Source organism: Campylobacter helveticus, from assembly GCF_002080395.1.
Taxonomy (GTDB): domain Bacteria; phylum Campylobacterota; class Campylobacteria; order Campylobacterales; family Campylobacteraceae; genus Campylobacter_D; species Campylobacter_D helveticus.
This window is the reverse complement of record NZ_CP020479.1, coordinates 53,230-72,019: the sequence shown is the minus strand read 5'-3', so window position 1 is coordinate 72,019 and position 18,790 is coordinate 53,230. Positions and strand designations below refer to the sequence as shown.

Genomic DNA, 18,790 nt, shown 5'->3' with positions numbered 1-18,790 from the left:
TTATTTTATGAGTTAGTGCAGTTATAATTAATGTTTCTAATTAATTTATCTTCTCAAGAAATTTTATACTTTTATCTTACTTTTAAGTTTTAAATTTATTTTGTTTAAAAATTGAATTTTGAATAAAAATGTGTATGAATAACATTAAAGGGAAAAGTATTGCGCAAAATTTCTTTTAAAGTCCTATTATTACATAGTTTTACTGTTTCTTAAACTTAACAAGTATGATTAAGAATTATAATGATAGCGATGAAAATTTATAACGACAGGGATTATTGTTTAGCTATTTTTAAGAAAAATTAAGCAAATTTTAATTTTTTATTTAAGTTTTCATATGATTATCTTTAAAATACTATGTAATAAGGATTTGAAACTTATATATAATTAAAAAATATTATGATTAACGCTTAATTTTAACTTATTTATAATAATTTTTAGTTATATATTTAATAAATGCTTTTAGAGTATGGAAAAATCGTTCTTTTATCTAATTTTCATAAAAATTTATTATCTTTAAGTTTATAGTTTAAGGTTTGTTGTATTCTTAATATAACTAAAATAGGTTATATTTTATATTTTTTTAATTTTTGTTTTAGTAGAATTTGGTAGAATACGAAAGTTGGGAACTTTAAGCAAAGGAATTTTGGAATGTTTGGATTTTTTCTTCCAGCTATAATTACATTATTTTTGGTGTATTGCTATTTAAAACTATTGTTGTTTTTTAATGTGGAAGAATTAAAATTAATTCATATCGTTCCTATTTTCTTAATTTTTCTTTTTCATTATTTTGTTTATCTTGACTTTTTTTCAGTCCTTTTTATTGATGGATTGTTGCATAGTGCATTTCGGGTTGATGTTAGTTACAAAGGTATATTTTTTAAAGATTGATTTTTATTGAGCAGTAGCTTGGGTTAAGAAAGTCTCTTGGTCCAAGTTATCTCTGATTGTTCTTTTTAGTAGGTTGTTTTTGGGTTATGTTATTAGCACCCATAGCAACTGCAATATATGGGGTTGTTAGTAAAAACGAAAGCTATCAGGAGAAATATCCACTCATTGCATTTATTCCAATTCTTATTCTTTGGATATTTTATTTTCTTATTTATGTTTTAGACTACGGGATTTCTTTTTTTTATTTTTATGGCGGATACGATAGGTTAAGAAGTGTTGATTTCTTTTAGCTTATTTTCAATCTTTTTTCAAAATTAAATTTTCACATAGCTTTTCTGCTAATCTTGCCACATATTCTTTTAGTTTTGTAAAATCTATTAATTTTAAAATAATTTCGTGTAATTTTATATAATTTTAAGCACCACATTTTAAATTTTTTAATACAATATCTATATCATCAAAGTAGTAGGGAAAGTAGAATGACAACAGGTGAGATTAAAGAGCTTTTTGAAAAAAAGTTAGAAGAAAAAACGCAAAATCAAAAAGTGGTATTTACAAAAAATGAAAGTGAAAGACCACGTAATGGTAGTGGCAAAGAAGTATCAGATTTTCTTTCTAGTTTGCAAAATGACAAAATTATGAAAAAGGAAACAAGTGAGGCTAGTGATAGCGTTGTTTCATTGGTGAAAGAATATAAAAATGTCTAAAATATCACAACCTTTCGTGCATTTTGATGCAAATAAAATGCATTGTCTCATCACATTTTTTCAACGAACCTTTGCCGAAAGCTATGAAAAGCAAGTTGAGAATATGAAAATCTCTCTCACAAAAGAATTTGAAGAAAAAATTATCAATGATATTTTAGAACAATACATTGATTATGCAATCGCCTATGAACTTGTTGTAGAAGATGTGTGTCCTTATAAAATTTTAGCTTGGTATGGATATTTACTAGCAGATGCTTTATATATTGAGCAAAAAGAACTTGCTATATTAGCTATATCAACTTCTATTGTTTGTATGCTAAGATTATTAAGAGTAGAGCAAATTGAATTGGAAGAATCTTTTCATAAGAAAGCTTTACAAATGGTTTTATCTGAACTTAGAGGCAATCATATGAAATCAGAAGAAACCAATAAGAAACAACATACAAAAATAGGCTTAGGTATGAATGGACTATATATGATGTTTAGAACCGCTTCCATTTGTAAAAAGTCTTAAACTCTATAGTGTGATTTAAAAAATTACCCATTTCTCCAAAATCCCATAATTCTCATTAAGCCACCCCCTCTTTTTCACTCTTTTCATTATTTAACACTCTTCCCACTTCTTTAAAAAACACCTTTTTATTGACATATTGCGTGAGAGGGATTTTTTCATCACTCATACCCTCATAAGTGGTTTTCTTGCCAAGTGCAAGTAAAGAGCTTTCAGCTTGAGCTATGGCTCTATGAAGCTTACCATTTGCAAAGACCATCATTTCTCCATTACTCATATTTGTAACTTCATTATGCTCAAAAGCATCTTTTTCCTCTACTTTATAGCTATCTTCTACACTACCCTCAGCTTTCGCAGAAATTCTTCTTTTAGTAAAATCTCTACTCATTACCTTAATCTTTTCTACCATTTTTGCGTAAAACTCTGTTGTTTCTGGGTGCATATTTTTCATTAAGATATGCACACCTGTTACATCGATAATCTCTTTTCTTTCATAATCATTTTTAGCCACCACATCAATTTGAGCGGGACTTTGAAAGAAAGGCACAACCGAAATTCCTAAAGACCTAGATTTAGACTCTAATCTTCCAAAGCCCTCTATCACATAAGAGCCAAGCTCATCACAAAAACACGCAAAAGGGATTTTAGGTTCTTTTGCAAATTTAGCTTTTTGAGCGGCAACTCCTTTTATAAGTCCTAAGAGCAAACGCCCAAGTTCTTTAGGCGTAGTATCACTATCCATAGTAGGTAAGGTTACAAAAACAATTTTATTTCTTTGTGTGGCTTCCCATAAGCTAATGTCAGGATTTGGAGCATTAAAGATGCGTCCATAATCACTACTTAAATTTGTTAATACATTTCTCCACGCACCCACACAAACTGAAACATCATAAACGCCCTGTCCTGAATTATTAGGATTAAGCTTTTCATAAAGGCTTTTGACCCATTTCTCATCGTCTTTATTGCCATTGATAAATTCCTCGCTATCTATCTCAATGGTTGTTGAAACATACTTGACAAAGTCCATAATACCTACATTAGATTTTGCTAAGTGTTTGTAATCAAGAGCGTATTTTATAAGAGTGGCTAAACTCATCATATTTGTTAAAGCAGAAAAATCAAAAACAAAGTCTTTTTCATTGTCTCTTTTATACACCATAAGTTTTAAAATGTTTTTCATAAATTCCTTTTGTTTTTCCTTCCACTCGTTTTCCTCACCGATTAAAAGAGCGATTAAGATTTCATAAATGCTTAAAGCTCCCCCGCTTAGAAGTGGATTAATGGTATGGGTATTATCCATATCCAAAAAATTAAGATGCACGAAATCATCTTCTCTTCCTACACTAGCAACCAAACCATAAATCTCTTTCGCAAATTCATCTGTGCCTTTTCCATCTATTATAAAACAGCCTCCTCCTAAAAGAGCGTATTGTTCAATAAGCCCCTTCATTAAAACAGACTTTCCAGCCCCTATGGTCGCCATTACTAAAAAATGTCTTTTCATCGTTTCAGCATTGATTAAAAGAGGGCGGAGTTTATTATCTTTTGCTTTTGAGCTTTTTACCGCATCACCATAAAATTTCTTTACTTCCACACCTAAGCTTAGTAAATAATCTTTCCCTTTTTCATTAGGGATAATGGCTTCTTTTGTATCTTTAGGCTCAGTGTAAAGATAAAGAGCCAAAGCGATAGATGAGAGCATTATTAAGCTTATAAACACAAAAAGAGCTAGATTATCATTTGCACTTTTAAAGCTCAGTAAAAAGAGAAAAATGATAGAAAGATAAGTAGAAAACGAAAGTAAATTCCTTATCCCATCTTCTTTTTGCAAAAATTCTTTAATACTTAATCTTTTGGGTTTAAAATGTTTTATATCTGCATTTACAAATTCCATTATTTTTTACCTCATTTCATTTTTTTGTGTGAGTTTAAAGATAAGCTCTTTTTCTTTTAGGGCATCGTGCTTTATTAAGGCATTATGTTTGACTAGAAGCTCATTTTGCGAAGAGAGGGTATTGGCGTTTTGTTTTAAACTATTATTGAGTTTTTTTAAAGACTCAAATTGGGCGTTTAATTTAGAACTAATGTGGTTTTTAAAATCATTATATGATGAGCTAATTTGCCCCGCACAAACACAAGCATTTGCTTGAGTTAAAGCTAATATAGATAAGATAAATAGAGTCGGTATAGATTTTTTCATTGTGGTGTCCTTTGAGTGATATTTAATAAAGTTTTCATTAGCGTCTCCTTAGTTTATGAACCTGATTAGTTTTTTGAGTGTTATCAATTTCAAAATATTCTAAAAGCTCTTTGAATTTATCTTGACAAGAAAGACAAGTATCTACTAAATAACCTCTAGTTTTTTCATATTCTTTAAGCCCTCTATAGTAAAAAAGCTTATGTTCTTCATCAATGATAAAGGGGATAATATCGTTTTTAAGACACTCTTTAAACATTAAAAGTCTTCCCACTCTGCCATTACCATCTTCGAAAGGATGGATTTTTTCAAAATGAAAATGAAAGTCTATAATGTCCTCAAAGCTTTGTCTATCATTATAATTGGCTAATAAATTTTGTATTTCAAACTCTACTTTATTTGGTGGCGTTGTTTTTATATCGCCTACAAAGTTTTGTTTCTTTTTAAATTCTCCTATGCTTTCAATATCTATGCAATTTTGTTTCACTAAAAAATGCAATTCTTTGATAAAATCTTGACTGAGTGGCTTAAATACATTAGATAAAATAAAATCAAAAGCTCTAAAATGGTTTTTGGCTTCTAAAATATCATTTGTTTTTATGATTTGATTATCCTCTGCCAAAAAAGAATCTTTTTCATAGATAAATCTTGTTTGCTCTTTAGTAAGTGTGCTTCCCTCGATGTGATTAGAATTATAAGCAAAGTGAATTTGAATGTAATGATACAAGCCATTTTTAAAGACTCTATCTTTTTCCTCATTTAAAATTTCAAGGATTTTATTCATTAGCGTTTCCTCAATAGCGTATAAGTTGGTTTGTTTTTACTCTCATTGTTTTGAGAAGTTAAGTTTGCTTCATCGTTTAAATCTTCTTTGTCAAACTCCATATTAGAGCTTACATCCAAGCCTTTCATAAGAATATCATTTGCTTTTGGCATTGAGTCTATGCTTTCTTGCTCTCGTAACAATTCACTCACTTTTGCTTCTAAATTGTTATTTTGATTTTGAGCTTCTTCTCTAAAAATCCTTTTGTTTCTTTCATAACTCTCTAATAACAAATGTTTTAATTCTTTTGCTCCACTTAAATGAGGAATTTGGCTAAGTTTTTCAATATAGCTTGGATATAAATCCAAATAAAGCTCCCGTATGTTTTGTAAGGACTTTTTCAAATCTAAAAAATCAATACCCAAAAACTCACTTGCTTGTTTAAAATAAGAAAGTTTGATTTTATCTTTCTTACCTTTAATACTTAAAGCACATTGTAGATTTGCTAATCCTTTAACCGCATAAATATTAATCACATCATAAACGGGACTTAGTAAGAGCTTATTTTCTTTAAAAAGAAAGCTAATGTTTTTTTTGTGTAAGTCGTTGTTATAAAGTAGAGCATTTGCATAAATATAGGTTAAAAACTTTATTTTTTCTTTTTCTTCCAGTCTTGTTTTTAAAAAATCAGCAATTTGTTCTATGCTTCCTGCATATTTGTCATTGCTTTGCATTAAGGCATTAAGGCTTGTTTGGGTAAGTGCTTTACCATTTTCATCTCTATCAAATCGTTTGATAAGATAATGATAGCTTTTTAATCTTTCATCATATACAATAGCATTAAAAGGTGTTTTAAAGCCAAGCTCTTGCATAAAGCTTACATTCAAATGCTCATTAATCGCTAAATTATAAAAATCATCACTTGCTGGTTTTAAAATAAAATCAGCATAATTTTCTTCAATTGTTTCATCAATGATACTAACTTGAAGTTTGTGCTGGTAACCACTTAAAGATAAGCGTTGTAAAGGCTTGAATTCTTTATTGGGCTTTAAGGCTTGTAAAGAAAGATTAATTTTTAAATCAAGCACATTAGGGAAAATTTGATTGAGCTTTAGATTAGAATTGATGCTTGTTTCACTTAGGGCATTAATATTTTTAGAAAAATAAAAATCTCCTATATTATTTTTTAGATAAGGCAAAAGTTCTAAAGGTTCTTTGAGCCTAAAAGTATGAAGCATTAGCTCAAGGTCAAGCCCCTCAGGTAAAATATCTAAAATTTCATTTATGCTCTCATTTGCGAGAATAAAGCTATCATTTTTTAAGAGATAATAATTTTTATCTTGTATTTTTGCATAGAGTTTGTTGTGTTTAAAGATAAATGTATCACTCATTGTCTTTTCCTGTTTTTTCAAGCTCTTTTAGTTTAAATTCTTTGTGTTGTTCTGGATAGAATTTCTTTTCATACCACTCATAAACTTTATCTTTAAAAATACCATACAAAAGGGCTAAGATTAAAGTAATAATAACTATAAACAACGACATGATTGAAACTAAAGAATAGCTCATTACTCATCCTTTCCTGTTTTTTTCAAGCTCTTTTTTATTCATTTTTATCCAAAAGCTATCCGCAAGCAAACAATGATAAAAAATAAGTGTTAAAAACATAAAAAGGTAACCTATAATTTCTATTGTTTGCATCACTCGTCCCTTTTCGTCCACTTAGATTTTCTACCAAATGGAAATTCATAATCATCAAACACCATAATCCAAACTACAAACAAAAAAGAAAAAACGACTACGCCAACTTGCACGATTAACCACCAAGTTACATCTTGCATTACTCATCCTTTCCTGTTTTTTCTAATTCACTTAATTTTCTTTTCATCGCATCTTTAAACGAAAGCAATATGGGGACTAATACTATTAAAGCAGACACTGCTAAAACATTTCTAAGATTAGGCTTTAATTCAAAATTAGCAAAAAGATAAGCGACTATACCTACCAATGCTGTTAAGAAAAAATTCTGCGTTCGCCTAATATTTGCGACTTCCTCTTTAACTCTGTCTAGTTTCATTTTTATATCCTTTCTTGCAAAAGGATAAATTCTAGCCAAAATCATCATCTCTTCCTAATTCTATGAGCGTGAGTGTTTGTAACCTCTTTTAAGCTTTCGCTTGAGCTTGTCTCTAAAATATCACTTTGCTGTGAGCCTTTTTTAGTTCTTAAATCTGCTTCGGCTTGATGTATTTTAGTTTGCTCGATTAAGTTGTTTAGTCTTGCTTGTTCTTCTAAAGCTTCTTTTTCTTTGATAAATTCTAAGGCTTTTGTGGCTTTAGCTCTTATATTATTTTGAGCGGATATGAGCCACTGCTCGTCTAAATTAAAATCTTTATGCCTTTGAAAAGTAAAGTTTTGCAAGTTTGATAAGGCTTCATAGTGTCTTTCTCTTGCAAAGCGATAAAGTTGCTCTTTAAAGCTTAATTCAAACCAAGAAGTCTTTTCCAAGCTTTTTTTATCTAGCCACTCATCATTAGGATATTTCATCAAGTTAAAAATAGAAAGTCCATTATCAAATATAGGTGCTACTCTTAAAAGTTTGCCTGTATTATTATCCACTATCATTCCAAAATTGCCTAAGTGTCTATCTTTATTTGCAATTAAAGCATCAAATAAAAGCAAATCAACAAGCTCATCTTTGTGTTTGCCATAAATTGTAAATAATTCTTCTATAAGCTCAAGTCCTTTTAGCTTTCGCTTTTCTTCGCTTAAAAAATGATATATAGGCACAAATCCTTCGTTTTCATTAGTGAAAAGTTTGCAAGAACTCACTAGTTCATTGTGAAAAAGTTTTAAATCATAAGGTATGGCATTAAAATTTAAAGCCTGTGCGACTTGAGCCATATAATACTCACTATAAGCTTCTTTAGAATCTTTTGCTTCGCTATTACTTTTATAAAGATAAATTCCACTCTCATCTTTATGCCAACATTTCCTAAGCATACCATTAGTGGTAAATTCAGGTGAAGAGGTAATACCCTCTATCCTTTCAGTTTTTATCCCAAAGGCAACTAAGGCTAAAGCTTCATTAAAATCATTTGTGTAAAGATTATAATCTTTCCATTTGTAAGCTTTATCTTTAGGCACTATCCAAAAAGAGTCGTTGAGTGAAAGCCCTAAAGAAACATCAATGTAATCCATTAATTGTTCTTTACCATTAATAGCATAAGTTGCAATAATGTTTTCAACAAAGGCTCTATTTTGTGGGACTTTTCTATCTTTAATCCAAAGCTCTAAATTTCTTTCTAAATCATTAAGAGGTAAGTTTTTTGGAAATAATGCACTTTCTATGATTTCAATTTCTACTAATTTTTGATTAAGTTCTATGGTATTTGTAACCATAGATTTTGTTTCGATGTTTTCTACTTTAAATTTTAATACTGCCTTGTCTTTATTCTTTAAAACATAATCCATAATCTATTCCTTAAAAATTTATCTCAAATTATACCAAAGTCTTAACTCCACATAAACTTAGCAAAAATGTCAGTTTTGTGTTTTATAAGGTGTTTTATCACTATCATTTTCCTTTGCATAAGTTTCATCAAATCCACTCTCATTTGTAGGATTTTCACTCACTTCGTTTTTGACATATTCTTTAATCCTATCTTTAAACTCAAGGTATTTATAGTAAAACACCGCCCCTTTTCTTTTAACGCAATTTAGATGGATTAAATCTAATGCCCCTAAGAATTCTCTTTCTTTTTCATTTTTAGCGAGTATGTCTAAATTTGCGACTGAGATATTAAATTGTGGAGTGTATTTTTCCCAAAGCTCCATTAAGAAAAACTCTGCTAAATAATGATTATTGCAAGCGAGTTCTTTTTCATAATCGATTTTAACTTCTTTAAGTTTGATAAATTCCTCAAGCTTTTTAAAGATAATGGCAAAAATGGTATTGCTCTTAAGCTCATTTATATCTTTTACCCTAGTTGGCTCTAAATGATGATAAAGTAAGAAAAACTCAGGCACGATTTTGCCATTTTTCATCAGCTTTTTACTTTCTTTATTGACACTTACTTCTATTCTATTGCTCTTTATGTCTTTTCTGCTCTTATAATACTCATTTATCATAGAAGCATCAACTTCATCAAAGTATCTTTGTTGGTTCGCTTCTATATTTAAAGGTTTAGCTTTTATTTTTTGTTTAATGTAATAAAGCAAAAATAAAAAACAAGGAATTAAAAATAAGTAATAAAAACTTGTCTGTTTTTCTTCACTCATATACAAATACGCATAAATTAAAACACTACTAAGCCCCATAATATAAGAACCATATTCATAGATAAATTCTCTTTCTAAATCAAGTTTGTGCTTAGTCCAAAAAATAAAGGTTAAGCAGAGAAAAAGTATTAAAACTATCATTTGCCCCTCCTAAACTCACTAGGCTTTATAGCATTTTCATCTTGCCAAAGTCCTAGTTTAAACATTTGTGCGTCTGCTTGCTCTGTAAGGTATTTTGTAGAATAACTTTCATAAGCCCACGCATAACCATTTTTAACCATTTCTTTATTAATGTCTTTATCGTTTAAAAGGATTGTGCCTATAGTTCTTTGATATTTATCCTTATCGTTAATGATTAAAGTAATTTCCTTATCTAAAATGAGAGAACTTAAAAACTCTTTTGCTTCTTTTCCATAAGCTTGTTTTTTCTCAGGGGCGTCTATGCCAAATAAACGCACTTTAATCTTAGGACTTTGTTTAATATCTTCTTGCTTGACTAATAATTCTATGGTATCTCCGTCTATCACTCTTAAAACTCTTCCTTGTGTATTAGAATAGCTTAGTGTGTTTTGAGGGAGGAAATGGGTGAGATTAAGGTTTGAAAGTATATTGTGGTTTAAGCTTGAAGATAAGCTTGGACTTTGACTGATGACAAAAATAACAATCGCAATCACTAAAGAAAAAGTTATCTTCTTTGTTTTTAGTATTCTTTTGAGTAGGTTGATGGGTTTTAAATTCATTGTATTTTTAGGATTTAAAGAGTTTAGGTATCATTTCATTAGGGTGCAACGCCAAAGGGCTGCTACCCCGATGGCGTTAATTTACCGCCCTGTTGGGAGGTGAGTTCAATGTCCTTCATTGTAGTTGCAATTATACTACTATGTATGATTGCTGTCAAGGCTTATTAAAGCCACCTCCCTTTTTGGGAGGACTACAATCCCTTTGGCATTTTACCTAAACTTCTTAAATCTTTTCTCCTTTCTATAATTGATTTTATTTTTATATTGTTTCATTAAAATTAGAATAGCTCTTAGTCTCTGTTGGTGTTTTATTCCACATAAAAGCTTTTCTTCTCTACAACCTTTATTGTTTCAAACCTACACCCCACTTTTCCTAAATCCATTATATTAAAGCGTTCGTCCTTATCATTATCATAATTATAAAAAGCGACCTTAAAGTCCTTTAAAACAACTCCATAATGCTTTTCGTTAAGACTTTTAAGCTCTACTATATCACCCTCGTTAATTTGCTCTCCATAATAAAAAATCATTTCCATAATTCTGTCCTTTCTTTAATTTGTGTTTTTTTCTTTCACTTTTCCACATAAAAGCTTTTCTTCTCTTGGGAATTTGCTTTATGATTATTTAGTGTCGTCTTATCTTGTGTTGTGCTTTGTGTTGTTATATTATCTTGTGTTGTGTCGTTTAAAGGTGTATTATAAGCCTTTTCAAATTCTTTAAGCTTATAGATATTAATTAATATTAAGATGAGTGTTTTTAAGATTTCTTTGTATTCTACTTCTTCAAATACAAGCTTTCTATGGGAATGGTTATAGATTGTAAAATTTAAACAATCATTATATTTTTTAGACCTAGTAAAGCTTAGATGGAAGTATTCATATTCCTCATCTTTTTCTACACTAAAATTGCTTTCATAGCTTGTAAGATTCTTATGCTTTTTAAAAAACTCTACGATGTTATGGATAGAGTTTAAGAGTTCTATGTTTTCTTGCAGAATAGATTTTGTTTTTTCTTTCATTGAGTTTCCTTTAATTTAAGTTTTAAAATCATTTTTTAAGCCTTAGCTTTTTAGTAGTTAAAAGAGAATTTTCATTTGTGCTTTCACTCTTTTGAAAATTTTCTTTATTTGCGTAGTATTCTCTTACCTTAGGATTTTTAAATTCCATTTTTTCATTAAGATTTCTATCAGAGTAAAAGGTTATAATTATCTCATCAAAGGGGGATAGTGGCGGAATGAGACCCTCCCCTTTGATTTTATCAGTTGCAATTCTAAAACGCACACCCTCATCATTTTCCCATTCAAAAACTTTTCCATCTTTATTTAAATCTTCAAGGTAAGGTTCTTTAAATAATTTTAAATATTCTCTTATAGAGTTGCCAAGATTTAACAATTCCTCTAAAGTGATTTCTCCCTCACTGCCTTTTTCTAAGTGGAGTTTAATATGCTCTGCACCTCTTCCTTTATCTCTTCTTTCGTTGTGCCAACCTTTTATATAATGCACGACATAATCTATAATGATATTTTCAATGGCTTCAAGTTCAGCATTGATAGGCGTTGAGTCTTTCTCATTAAAACTTACATTGTAAATGCCTCGTTTTTCTTGTCTATTTTTACGAGCGGTATCTATTTTATCTTTAAAGCTTTTATATAAATCTTTCATTTATTTAATCTTCCTTGCTATCATTTCAAAGCTCCTTAAGATATTCCTTTCATTATAGATTTTATTTTTCAAGGCTATTGTCCTATCACATTAGCCTTATTTCCCAAAAGCTCGTTTTCTTTATGGAGTAAAAACTCAATTTCTTTTTCGTTTAAAAGAATGGCTTTTTCCAATTCTCTTAAAATAGCTAGTTTTTCTTCTTTTGCTTTGCTTTCTTTGTTGATTTCTTCGACCAGAGGCTTAATTTCATTGTTCCAAAAGTCTTCTATTTCTTTGTTTTGATTAGAGACGAAGTTATTGAGCTGATTATAAGCACCACTAAAGCCACTTTGAGCCATAGAACTCCATACACCAGCATATGCAAAAATACTTAAAAGACTAAGCGTTAAGATTGTTCTAAACATTGATTTTTAGAGATTAAAGAAGTTTGGATATAATTTCAAAGGGTGGAGTGCCAAAGGTCGCCACCTTTGACACTGAATCATCGCCCAGAAAGGCGGTGATTAGATTGAATCATCAAATTCTAGTGATAATTATACTACTTTGCTTAGTAGTAGTCAAGGTTTATTAAACCTTCCCCTCTTTTGAGGGGACTAAGATGCCCTTTGGCTAAACTTCTTTAATCCTTCCTCCTTTCTTTAAATTCCTAAAAGCTCTTTAATGCTTTGGCTAAGTTTTTCTAATTCTGCTTTATCTTTTATAGGCTTTATGTCGTATCCAGCCTTTTCATAAGCATCACCTAGCATTAGTTTAAATTCATCTTTTAAGATAAGCGTTAAGGCATCTAAACTCTCTTTAGAACAAAAGGTGCTATCTTTATAAGCTTCTTTAATGAAAGTAGCGTTTTCATTAAGGTTTTCTTCCGCACTTATTATTGCTTTTAAAGCCTCTTCATTAATCTTTTTACTTTTGATTAAGCTTTTGTAATCTTGCATTAATTCATACTCTAACTCTTTTTTATTTTCTTTATCTTTATAAAGCTCATCAAGTAAGGCAGAAACTAAAGGCATTTTTACCTTAGAGCTTTGTAATTCACCTTGTTTGTTCTTTAAATCAAGAGCAAAGGCAAATTCATCTTTAAGTTTATCCTCTCTTTCTTTTTTAAGCACTTCTTGTTTTGCTCTTTCTTCATAAAGAGTTCTTAGCTTAGTATAAAGCTCTTTTAATTCTTGTTTTTCTTCTTTGCTAAATTGCATTATTTCTCCTTTGAAATGATTTGTTTCTAATAAATACAAAGTTTCTATTCTTTGTGTTATAGGACTTTGATGGATTTTGAAAAAGGACATTGATTAAGCTTTCAATAAATTTTGATAAGCTTCCCAGAGCTTCATTAATATATCCTCTCCATTAGGAATAAACATAGCCAAAGATGCTATCTTAGCCCAAAGAATAAAGACAAAAAAGCCCACCACATTTGCAATTCCTACCCATACAAGCATAGAAATATAATTAAAGTGCATCACATCTTTTTTTGCCTGTATGCTCCCATAAGCAGTCGCTGTAAAAAACACCACCCAAAACATTAGCAGTATGAACCAATCAGTTACTTCTTGCACTAAGGCAAGTTGTAGATAAGCACCCTTATCTTCCACGCTATTTCCACTAGCTCCTGCTAAATTCATTACAGCACTTTCTCCCCTAGCCCAAAAGATAGGAAAGATTTTATTTTGTAAGAAATTTGCCTCATAAATAGCATTTAAAATATCAAGTAATTTAATGCCGAGCATAAAAAAGATACAAGAGATAAAATGCACCCCAAAAGCTATAACGAAGACATTAATAATGGAGCTTGATTGCGTATTACCACTATTAGCCTTTAAAAGTCCATTGACAAGCACAAATAAAAAAGGCAGTGTTGCAAATGCTAAAGCACAAGTTCCAAAGGTAAAAGCTGTTACTATGGTTTGGGTAGCAGAATTTCCTAGACTATCCATTTACCTTCCTTATTTTTAATTCTTTGTTTCTATTTCAAAGGGTGTATAAATGACACCTAAATCTTTATACTTTTCAAAAAGTTTATTTGTCTTTTTAGCCTCTTCTTCGCTTATGCTTTCATAAGAGGGATTTTCGAAAAAATAATGTTTAATGATTTTAAGTTTTTCATTATCATTTTTCTTATCTTTTAGTTCTTTATAAAGCGAAGCTGTGATTTTGTGATTATCGTGGATAGAATAAAAGATAAAATGGATTTTATGCTCTTTTAAATAGTTCTCATCTATTTTTGCTAAATGCTTTTTACAATAAGGACACTCAGGGTCGCTAAAAACATAAAGCTCTTTATCTCCACTTCCTAAAGTGATAATAAATGCACTATCCTCTTTTAAAGCTTCTAATATGTCTTTAAATTTATCTTTTGCAAGAAGTTCTTGCCCCTCATCTCTTAAGGATTTTAAATCGCTAAATTTAATTGCCTCTGCAAAAAATAAATCCCCTTTAACATAGACTAATTCCTTGCTCTTTTCTCCTGCCACTTCAAATTCAAATACAAAGGCTTCTAAGCCATTAAGATAAACTTTTTTAATAAAGCTCACTTTAGCATTAGCAAAGTTAGGTTTTAACCTTTCTTCATAAAAGGCTTTAATCTTTTCTATCTTTTGAGTGTCATTGAGAGCATTACTTTGCAAACTTGTGTTTGTTTCATTATCTGCAATGATATTGCCCTCATTAAGATTTGCACTTAAACTAGCCTTTGTCTCGCTAATAAGTTTTTGCGTGAAATTTCTATCTACTTCTTTAATACTTTCATCATTGCTTGTATTTTCTTTACAAGAAGAAAGATAAAAAGCTAAGAGGGAGATTAAGATAAGTTTCTTTTTCATTATTGTCCTTTGATTTTAAGAGTATTCATTAGTAATTCATTATGTTTAGCAAGTAAAAAAATTAAAGAGGCTAAACTTAAAGCCTTGTCTTTATCTAGTGCTAAAATTTCATTATTTTTAATGTTTTGCTCACCATAAAGCTTATTAAGCTCATTAATATTTGTATTCATATTGTCTATTGCCTTATCTGCACTTGCAAATGCAAGGCTTAAAAAAGCTATTAAAGTAATGATAATTCTCACGCTTTCTCCCTTAGCTTTTTTAAAAGATTGACATAATATTTAAGTAAAAATATGCTTTTATAAGCATTGTCATTTTTGCTAATGTTAAAGCCGAAGCGATACAATACTAAAGCCCCAAAAGGATAGATATAAATAAAGCTTTCAAAGCTATTTGTGAATAAATAGCAAAGTGCTAAAAAGACTAAATGCAATTTAGAAGCTAAAAAGTAATAAAGCGTTTGCTTTAGGTGGTATTGCATTGTAAAGGCATCTTTACTCATCTTTTATTAACCCTTAGATTATTTTTTTCCTTACTTTCATCGTCAAATAAATCTTCGTATTGTTTGGTCTCTTCATCTAAAATTTGCATAAATTCCTCTTTAAAAAGCTCTAGACTTTGCTCTAGCAAAGCTGTTTGATTTTCACTAAATTCTTTATTGAGTAAAAGCTCATCAAGCTCTTCTAAAAAGAAGCCCAATTCTTCTTTAGAAAAGTCTTTTTTATGTGTAAAAAGTTTAATCTGCTTTAAAGCCTCATAAAAGCAAATATCACTCTCCTCGCTATAATCAAAAAGCTTTTTACTTTCATTATTTTGTTCTAATAAATGATTTCTAACAATAATTTCTTCAAAAAGGCTATCAACCTTATGGATAAAGGCATTGAGCTTTTTTAAAAGCTCACTATCGCTATAATTTTTATTAATGTCAAAATTTTCGATTTGACTTAGCATAATGCGATACTCATTAAAGCTTTTATAATCGAGCTTTGCATTTTTAATCAAGTCATTTTTTTCTCTAATGCTTGTAACTTCTTCTAAAATGTATCTGCCATACTCACTCATTATCTTTTCCTGATTTTATTTGTTTGAGAGTTTTCATTGCTGTTTTGATTTTCTTGTTTAGACTCTTCCTCAGTTTTCATTTCTTTTTCAAACATTTCATCGTTCATAAAGTTTGCTCTACTCTCACTCATCTTATCGGCTTCAGCTCGTTTTTGGGCGATTTCTTCTAAAAGAGCATTACTTTTCTCATTAAGACTTTGATTTTCTTTTTCTTGCAAAGGCTCTTCTTGCGAGTTTTGCTGTGTGTTAGTTTCTGCTCTTATTTCAAGCCTATTGTCTCTTTGCTCTTCATCGGCTTTAGTATAAGTTACTTCGCCTAATTCTTCTTTCATTTGCTCTTCTTTTGTAGCTTCAAGTTCATCTTTAGCTAAAGAAAGGTTGGAGTTGGCGACCATTTCACCCTCTAGTTGACGAAGCAAACCTTCCTTTTTATTTTTAAGTTCATCTAATTCTTTTCTTAAAGCTTCATTTTTAGCTTTCATCGCACTAATCATTTCTTCTAATTCTTTAGTGCCAAGAGCATTAAGCTCTTTTCTAAATCCTCTCATAAAAGAAGCATTTTTAAGCGTATCTTCTCTATTAAAAGGATAAGAGATTTGCTTTTCATCTTTAATAAAAGCAATAAGCTCACTCGGTTTTACTTCTTCTGCTTCTTCTTTAAATTCCTCTTCTAGAGGTTCGATAAAGCCCTCATCCAAAATAGTTTTTTCATAAGAGGCGATTTGATGGTTTAAGTCCTCTTTTTCAGTAGAATAACTTTCATTAAAGTCAAGGTTTTGGAAGAGTTCGTTAATAAGTTCTTCTTTTTTATCCTCTTCGCTTAGATTTTCTAAGTTTGTTTGATTTTCTTGTAAGCTCTCTTCTTTTAGTCTTTCTTCTTCTTGGAATTTCTTATAAGCATTTTTAAAATTTTCATAGTATTTTTTTAATATCAAGGTCTCCATTACTATCTACTTCAAGTGCTAAAGCTCCTGCTTGTGTGAAAAAGAATTCTTTATAAGCCTCATCGCTTTCGTAGTTTTTAAGAAGTTCTTTTTGTAATTCCTGCGTAAAAATATCTTTATCATTGATATTTTTTTCATTTTTTATTTTTTCTGAAAAAATGAAAAGAGCGTGGCTAAATTCTTTAAAACTTTCATCTTCGCTGATACTTTTGGCATAATCATTAAGATGCATAATGCTTTGAGTTACTGACATATTTATCCTTTCTTTAGTGGTTTAATCTTTGTGTTTTTTGATTTGAAAGCTCTTGATTTGCGTTATGGGAATGCTTTAAGTATTCAAGGGCTTTTTGTAAAGAAGTCTCATCTTTGGCATAGGCAAAGAGGTATTGTGGGCTATTTTCCAAAACGCTTTGCTTTTCATCTTTAAAAAGAGAAACTTGATAGTTTAGATTTTGCAATTCATCTTTAGCTTGATTAGCAAAATATTCGCTTAAAGGCTCACTAAAAATAACAAAGTCATTATTAATGACTTCTTGGCAGTTTTTAGGAAGAGGCATACCAAAGACAAATTCTTCTAAGTATTTTTTTACTTTAGGGCTTCTTTCATCTAAAGAAGAATTGTTTGTGTTTATTAGCTCTTTTTGTGTTTCTTCTAATTTTAAGGAAACACCAAGTTCATCAACTAAGTGTGTAAGCTCTAAATTAAAAGTGGAATTGATTTTTTCTTGTATAGAAAGGAATTTGTTTTCTAATTCTTCGGTAAAAGCTTTTTGTGCTTGAAGAAGCTTGATGATAAACTCTTTTTCTAAATCAGGTTTTATCCGTTCTATCCCTAATTCTTTAAATCTTTTTTCAATTTCATTTTTTATTTTAAGGTTATTTTCTAAATCCTCTGTTTTCTCTTTTAGAAAAGGCACACAATCACTGAAATTAACTTGTCCTTGCTTGAATTTTTCAAATTCTTTGTGGTTGATAATCTTATACATTGCGATTGCGAAATTTTTTTCTTCTTCATTTAAATTATTGGCAAAAGCTCCATTTTTTACATCAAAGAAATTTTCACAAAAATCCATTTCAAAATCATCATTTGGTAAAATACTTTTAAATGGATGTAATTCTCTTTTTGCTTTGTGAAGATAATTTTCTATGACAAATTTGTCCTGATTAGACAATTCATCTTCTTCCCAAATTCTATATCGTAAGGCTGGTAACATTGTTTATCCTTTTTAAATTTATAAAAACTTTCCTTAAAAGCTTTGATAAGTTTATAAGAGCCATAAAGGCTCTTAAGCTTTTTTCATCGCTCTTATTCTAGAAACATCTTCTTCATTGACATAATTTGGTTGCGAAGTGGCGTTTTGAGAAGCTCTAGCTTCTGCTTCTGCTTGATTAGCTTTAGTTTGCTCCATTAACTCATCTAATCTTGCTTTATGAGCTAAGGCATCTTCTTCGCTTCCTTCTTTAATGACATTGCCCTCTTTATCTGTTTTATCATAATAAGAATAGTTCCCACTCTCTAAGATTTGTTCCACTTTTTTGCTTTGTGCTTGGTAATAATCCTGCCAAGCTTTAAGCTCTTCTTTAGAGGCTAGAGCATCTTCTGGTTTATCACGCAAAAATGTTGTGAAAGCTTTTTCTAAAGAAGCCAAGCACTTATTTAAAAAGTTCATTTTTGCTTCAACTAAGTCCGCTCCATTATTTTTAGTGATTTCACCTGTTGCAAAATCAGTTTGATTTTTAAAATAGTGGTCGTTATTGATTCTAGAATCAACCATTAATTCATTTTTCTTAGAAGTAATCCAATTCTCAAAACGAGTTGAAAGTATTGCATCTTTAGGAATAGTTCTTTTTATCATCTCATCGTAAGCTTCAGCTACCACAACAGCAAAAGGATTTTTTTCTAATAGCTTATAAGGATTCCAAGCTATAACACTATCTTTGCCGATTTGATTTTTACTATAATGCTGAGTTACAGAATTTAATTTTTCTTGTGCTCTTAGCATTTTTTGTCCAAGCTCGTTTTGAGCTAACTCTTCATATTTAGTCATTTTTTATCCTTTCAAATAAATTTGAAAAGGATTGTAGAGAAAAAGAGAAAGGGGAAAATAAAAGGGGGCTTAAGAATTTTGAATTATTGTAATAAAACTATTTTATAATTAAAATATAATAATAATATTTTAATTATAAAAATAAATCAATTTTAAAATTATTTTGTTATAA

At 29.9% G+C, this 18,790-nt stretch carries 27 protein-coding genes; 2 read left to right on the top strand and 25 right to left on the bottom strand.

Annotated elements, in window-relative coordinates:
* Positions 1 to 1,367: 1,367 nt before the first annotated feature.
* Both CHELV3228_RS09715 and CHELV3228_RS09710 read left to right on the top strand, forming a co-directional pair.
* Positions 1,368 to 1,595: a hypothetical protein gene (locus CHELV3228_RS09715; RefSeq protein WP_082200872.1), complete on the top strand. Its 228-nt coding sequence runs from the start codon at positions 1,368 to 1,370 to the stop codon at positions 1,593 to 1,595.
* Positions 1,588 to 2,109, top strand: a complete 522-nt coding sequence (locus CHELV3228_RS09710) for a hypothetical protein (protein ID WP_082200871.1) — start codon at positions 1,588 to 1,590, stop codon at positions 2,107 to 2,109. The genes CHELV3228_RS09715 and CHELV3228_RS09710 overlap by 8 nt, the downstream gene beginning before the upstream one ends.
* 55 nt (positions 2,110 to 2,164) lie before the next feature.
* Here the strand turns inward: CHELV3228_RS09710 and CHELV3228_RS09705 are convergent, their stop codons facing one another.
* The 25 genes from CHELV3228_RS09705 to CHELV3228_RS09595 form a co-directional block, all read right to left on the bottom strand.
* A complete protein-coding gene (locus CHELV3228_RS09705) occupies positions 2,165 to 4,000 on the bottom strand; it encodes a type IV secretory system conjugative DNA transfer family protein (protein ID WP_082200870.1) in 1,836 nt (611 codons plus the stop codon).
* Positions 4,001 to 4,006: 6 nt separating this feature from the next.
* The gene (locus tag CHELV3228_RS09700; RefSeq protein WP_082200869.1) at positions 4,007 to 4,306 is read right to left on the bottom strand and encodes a hypothetical protein; all 300 of its coding nucleotides are present in this window, start codon (positions 4,304 to 4,306) and stop codon (positions 4,007 to 4,009) included.
* Positions 4,307 to 4,343: 37 nt separating this feature from the next.
* Complete coding sequence (locus CHELV3228_RS09695) at positions 4,344 to 5,087, bottom strand: Fic family protein (protein ID WP_082200868.1); 744 nt, start codon at positions 5,085 to 5,087, stop codon at positions 4,344 to 4,346.
* Positions 5,087 to 6,457 carry a HipA domain-containing protein gene (locus CHELV3228_RS09690; RefSeq protein WP_082200867.1) on the bottom strand — a complete coding sequence of 457 codons (1,371 nt, stop codon included), beginning with the start codon at positions 6,455 to 6,457 and terminating at the stop codon, positions 5,087 to 5,089. Before CHELV3228_RS09690 ends, CHELV3228_RS09695 begins: the two co-directional genes overlap by 1 nt.
* A complete protein-coding gene (locus CHELV3228_RS09685) occupies positions 6,450 to 6,602 on the bottom strand; it encodes a hypothetical protein (protein WP_156890203.1) in 153 nt (50 codons plus the stop codon). The genes CHELV3228_RS09690 and CHELV3228_RS09685 overlap by 8 nt, the downstream gene beginning before the upstream one ends.
* A gap of 33 nt (positions 6,603 to 6,635) precedes the next feature.
* Positions 6,636 to 6,764 carry a hypothetical protein gene (locus CHELV3228_RS10720; RefSeq protein WP_256594219.1) on the bottom strand — a complete coding sequence of 43 codons (129 nt, stop codon included), beginning with the start codon at positions 6,762 to 6,764 and terminating at the stop codon, positions 6,636 to 6,638.
* Positions 6,764 to 6,904: a hypothetical protein gene (locus CHELV3228_RS10165; protein WP_156890202.1), complete on the bottom strand. Its 141-nt coding sequence runs from the start codon at positions 6,902 to 6,904 to the stop codon at positions 6,764 to 6,766. Before CHELV3228_RS10165 ends, CHELV3228_RS10720 begins: the two co-directional genes overlap by 1 nt.
* Positions 6,904 to 7,140, bottom strand: coding sequence for a hypothetical protein (locus CHELV3228_RS09680; RefSeq protein WP_139022409.1), 237 nt, complete (start codon positions 7,138 to 7,140; stop codon positions 6,904 to 6,906). Before CHELV3228_RS09680 ends, CHELV3228_RS10165 begins: the two co-directional genes overlap by 1 nt.
* A 44-nt stretch (positions 7,141 to 7,184) precedes the next feature.
* Complete coding sequence (locus CHELV3228_RS09675) at positions 7,185 to 8,537, bottom strand: HipA domain-containing protein (protein ID WP_174900352.1); 1,353 nt, start codon at positions 8,535 to 8,537, stop codon at positions 7,185 to 7,187.
* Between the two features lie 69 nt (positions 8,538 to 8,606).
* The gene (locus CHELV3228_RS09670) at positions 8,607 to 9,485 is read right to left on the bottom strand and encodes a hypothetical protein (protein ID WP_082200864.1); all 879 of its coding nucleotides are present in this window, start codon (positions 9,483 to 9,485) and stop codon (positions 8,607 to 8,609) included.
* On the bottom strand, positions 9,482 to 10,084 hold the full coding sequence (locus CHELV3228_RS09665) for a thermonuclease family protein (RefSeq protein WP_082200863.1): 603 nt from the start codon (positions 10,082 to 10,084) through the stop codon (positions 9,482 to 9,484). The genes CHELV3228_RS09670 and CHELV3228_RS09665 overlap by 4 nt, the downstream gene beginning before the upstream one ends.
* A gap of 308 nt (positions 10,085 to 10,392) precedes the next feature.
* The gene (locus CHELV3228_RS09660) at positions 10,393 to 10,620 is read right to left on the bottom strand and encodes a hypothetical protein (RefSeq protein ID WP_082200862.1); all 228 of its coding nucleotides are present in this window, start codon (positions 10,618 to 10,620) and stop codon (positions 10,393 to 10,395) included.
* Positions 10,621 to 10,655: 35 nt separating this feature from the next.
* Positions 10,656 to 11,102, bottom strand: coding sequence for a hypothetical protein (locus tag CHELV3228_RS09655; RefSeq protein ID WP_082200861.1), 447 nt, complete (start codon positions 11,100 to 11,102; stop codon positions 10,656 to 10,658).
* Positions 11,103 to 11,130: 28 nt separating this feature from the next.
* A complete protein-coding gene (locus CHELV3228_RS09650) occupies positions 11,131 to 11,745 on the bottom strand; it encodes a hypothetical protein (protein ID WP_082200860.1) in 615 nt (204 codons plus the stop codon).
* Positions 11,746 to 11,819: 74 nt separating this feature from the next.
* On the bottom strand, positions 11,820 to 12,149 hold the full coding sequence (locus tag CHELV3228_RS09645; protein ID WP_131937940.1) for a hypothetical protein: 330 nt from the start codon (positions 12,147 to 12,149) through the stop codon (positions 11,820 to 11,822).
* A gap of 234 nt (positions 12,150 to 12,383) precedes the next feature.
* Complete coding sequence (locus CHELV3228_RS09640; protein ID WP_082200858.1) at positions 12,384 to 12,941, bottom strand: hypothetical protein; 558 nt, start codon at positions 12,939 to 12,941, stop codon at positions 12,384 to 12,386.
* A 93-nt stretch (positions 12,942 to 13,034) separates the two neighbouring features.
* Positions 13,035 to 13,679: a hypothetical protein gene (locus CHELV3228_RS09635; protein ID WP_082200857.1), complete on the bottom strand. Its 645-nt coding sequence runs from the start codon at positions 13,677 to 13,679 to the stop codon at positions 13,035 to 13,037.
* Between the two features lie 15 nt (positions 13,680 to 13,694).
* Positions 13,695 to 14,564 carry a thioredoxin domain-containing protein gene (locus CHELV3228_RS09630; RefSeq protein WP_234981036.1) on the bottom strand — a complete coding sequence of 290 codons (870 nt, stop codon included), beginning with the start codon at positions 14,562 to 14,564 and terminating at the stop codon, positions 13,695 to 13,697.
* A complete protein-coding gene (locus CHELV3228_RS09625; RefSeq protein ID WP_082200856.1) occupies positions 14,564 to 14,806 on the bottom strand; it encodes a hypothetical protein in 243 nt (80 codons plus the stop codon). Before CHELV3228_RS09625 ends, CHELV3228_RS09630 begins: the two co-directional genes overlap by 1 nt.
* Positions 14,803 to 15,066, bottom strand: a complete 264-nt coding sequence (locus CHELV3228_RS09620) for a hypothetical protein (protein WP_082200855.1) — start codon at positions 15,064 to 15,066, stop codon at positions 14,803 to 14,805. The genes CHELV3228_RS09625 and CHELV3228_RS09620 overlap by 4 nt, the downstream gene beginning before the upstream one ends.
* On the bottom strand, positions 15,063 to 15,626 hold the full coding sequence (locus tag CHELV3228_RS09615; protein WP_082200854.1) for a hypothetical protein: 564 nt from the start codon (positions 15,624 to 15,626) through the stop codon (positions 15,063 to 15,065). The genes CHELV3228_RS09620 and CHELV3228_RS09615 overlap by 4 nt, the downstream gene beginning before the upstream one ends.
* On the bottom strand, positions 15,626 to 16,570 hold the full coding sequence (locus CHELV3228_RS09610; protein WP_141081310.1) for a V-type ATP synthase subunit I domain-containing protein: 945 nt from the start codon (positions 16,568 to 16,570) through the stop codon (positions 15,626 to 15,628). Before CHELV3228_RS09610 ends, CHELV3228_RS09615 begins: the two co-directional genes overlap by 1 nt.
* Entirely contained in the window at positions 16,539 to 16,823 is a 285-nt protein-coding gene (locus CHELV3228_RS09605; protein WP_082200852.1) for a hypothetical protein, read from the bottom strand. Before CHELV3228_RS09605 ends, CHELV3228_RS09610 begins: the two co-directional genes overlap by 32 nt.
* A 13-nt stretch (positions 16,824 to 16,836) precedes the next feature.
* Positions 16,837 to 17,784 carry a hypothetical protein gene (locus CHELV3228_RS09600; RefSeq protein ID WP_082200851.1) on the bottom strand — a complete coding sequence of 316 codons (948 nt, stop codon included), beginning with the start codon at positions 17,782 to 17,784 and terminating at the stop codon, positions 16,837 to 16,839.
* A gap of 72 nt (positions 17,785 to 17,856) precedes the next feature.
* On the bottom strand, positions 17,857 to 18,618 hold the full coding sequence (locus CHELV3228_RS09595; RefSeq protein ID WP_082200850.1) for a hypothetical protein: 762 nt from the start codon (positions 18,616 to 18,618) through the stop codon (positions 17,857 to 17,859).
* Between the last annotated feature and the right edge of the window lie 172 nt (positions 18,619 to 18,790).

Excerpts from the sequence above, each read along its gene's own strand:
- CHELV3228_RS09695 (WP_082200868.1), bottom strand. The coding sequence starts at position 5,087 with ATGAATAAAATCCTTGAAATTTTAAATGAGGAAAAAGATAGAGTCTTT.
- CHELV3228_RS10165 (WP_156890202.1), bottom strand. The coding sequence starts at position 6,904 with ATGCAAGATGTAACTTGGTGGTTAATCGTGCAAGTTGGCGTAGTCGTT.
- CHELV3228_RS09640 (WP_082200858.1), bottom strand. The coding sequence starts at position 12,941 with ATGCAATTTAGCAAAGAAGAAAAACAAGAATTAAAAGAGCTTTATACT.
- CHELV3228_RS09675 (WP_174900352.1), bottom strand. The coding sequence starts at position 8,537 with ATGGATTATGTTTTAAAGAATAAAGACAAGGCAGTATTAAAATTTAAA.
- CHELV3228_RS09715 (WP_082200872.1), top strand. The coding sequence starts at position 1,368 with ATGACAACAGGTGAGATTAAAGAGCTTTTTGAAAAAAAGTTAGAAGAA.
- CHELV3228_RS09700 (WP_082200869.1), bottom strand. The coding sequence starts at position 4,306 with ATGAAAAAATCTATACCGACTCTATTTATCTTATCTATATTAGCTTTA.
- CHELV3228_RS09690 (WP_082200867.1), bottom strand. The coding sequence starts at position 6,457 with ATGAGTGATACATTTATCTTTAAACACAACAAACTCTATGCAAAAATA.
- CHELV3228_RS09610 (WP_141081310.1), bottom strand. The coding sequence starts at position 16,570 with ATGGAGACCTTGATATTAAAAAAATACTATGAAAATTTTAAAAATGCT.
- CHELV3228_RS09620 (WP_082200855.1), bottom strand. The coding sequence starts at position 15,066 with ATGAGTAAAGATGCCTTTACAATGCAATACCACCTAAAGCAAACGCTT.
- CHELV3228_RS09595 (WP_082200850.1), bottom strand. The coding sequence starts at position 18,618 with ATGACTAAATATGAAGAGTTAGCTCAAAACGAGCTTGGACAAAAAATG.
- CHELV3228_RS09615 (WP_082200854.1), bottom strand. The coding sequence starts at position 15,626 with ATGAGTGAGTATGGCAGATACATTTTAGAAGAAGTTACAAGCATTAGA.
- CHELV3228_RS09600 (WP_082200851.1), bottom strand. The coding sequence starts at position 17,784 with ATGTTACCAGCCTTACGATATAGAATTTGGGAAGAAGATGAATTGTCT.
- CHELV3228_RS09705 (WP_082200870.1), bottom strand. The coding sequence starts at position 4,000 with ATGGAATTTGTAAATGCAGATATAAAACATTTTAAACCCAAAAGATTA.
- CHELV3228_RS09710 (WP_082200871.1), top strand. The coding sequence starts at position 1,588 with ATGTCTAAAATATCACAACCTTTCGTGCATTTTGATGCAAATAAAATG.
- CHELV3228_RS09660 (WP_082200862.1), bottom strand. The coding sequence starts at position 10,620 with ATGGAAATGATTTTTTATTATGGAGAGCAAATTAACGAGGGTGATATA.
- CHELV3228_RS09605 (WP_082200852.1), bottom strand. The coding sequence starts at position 16,823 with ATGTCAGTAACTCAAAGCATTATGCATCTTAATGATTATGCCAAAAGT.
- CHELV3228_RS09665 (WP_082200863.1), bottom strand. The coding sequence starts at position 10,084 with ATGAATTTAAAACCCATCAACCTACTCAAAAGAATACTAAAAACAAAG.
- CHELV3228_RS09635 (WP_082200857.1), bottom strand. The coding sequence starts at position 13,679 with ATGGATAGTCTAGGAAATTCTGCTACCCAAACCATAGTAACAGCTTTT.
- CHELV3228_RS10720 (WP_256594219.1), bottom strand. The coding sequence starts at position 6,764 with ATGCAAACAATAGAAATTATAGGTTACCTTTTTATGTTTTTAACACTT.
- CHELV3228_RS09655 (WP_082200861.1), bottom strand. The coding sequence starts at position 11,102 with ATGAAAGAAAAAACAAAATCTATTCTGCAAGAAAACATAGAACTCTTA.
- CHELV3228_RS09630 (WP_234981036.1), bottom strand. The coding sequence starts at position 14,564 with ATGAAAAAGAAACTTATCTTAATCTCCCTCTTAGCTTTTTATCTTTCT.
- CHELV3228_RS09680 (WP_139022409.1), bottom strand. The coding sequence starts at position 7,140 with ATGAAACTAGACAGAGTTAAAGAGGAAGTCGCAAATATTAGGCGAACG.
- CHELV3228_RS09645 (WP_131937940.1), bottom strand. The coding sequence starts at position 12,149 with ATGTTTAGAACAATCTTAACGCTTAGTCTTTTAAGTATTTTTGCATAT.
- CHELV3228_RS09650 (WP_082200860.1), bottom strand. The coding sequence starts at position 11,745 with ATGAAAGATTTATATAAAAGCTTTAAAGATAAAATAGATACCGCTCGT.
- CHELV3228_RS09670 (WP_082200864.1), bottom strand. The coding sequence starts at position 9,485 with ATGATAGTTTTAATACTTTTTCTCTGCTTAACCTTTATTTTTTGGACT.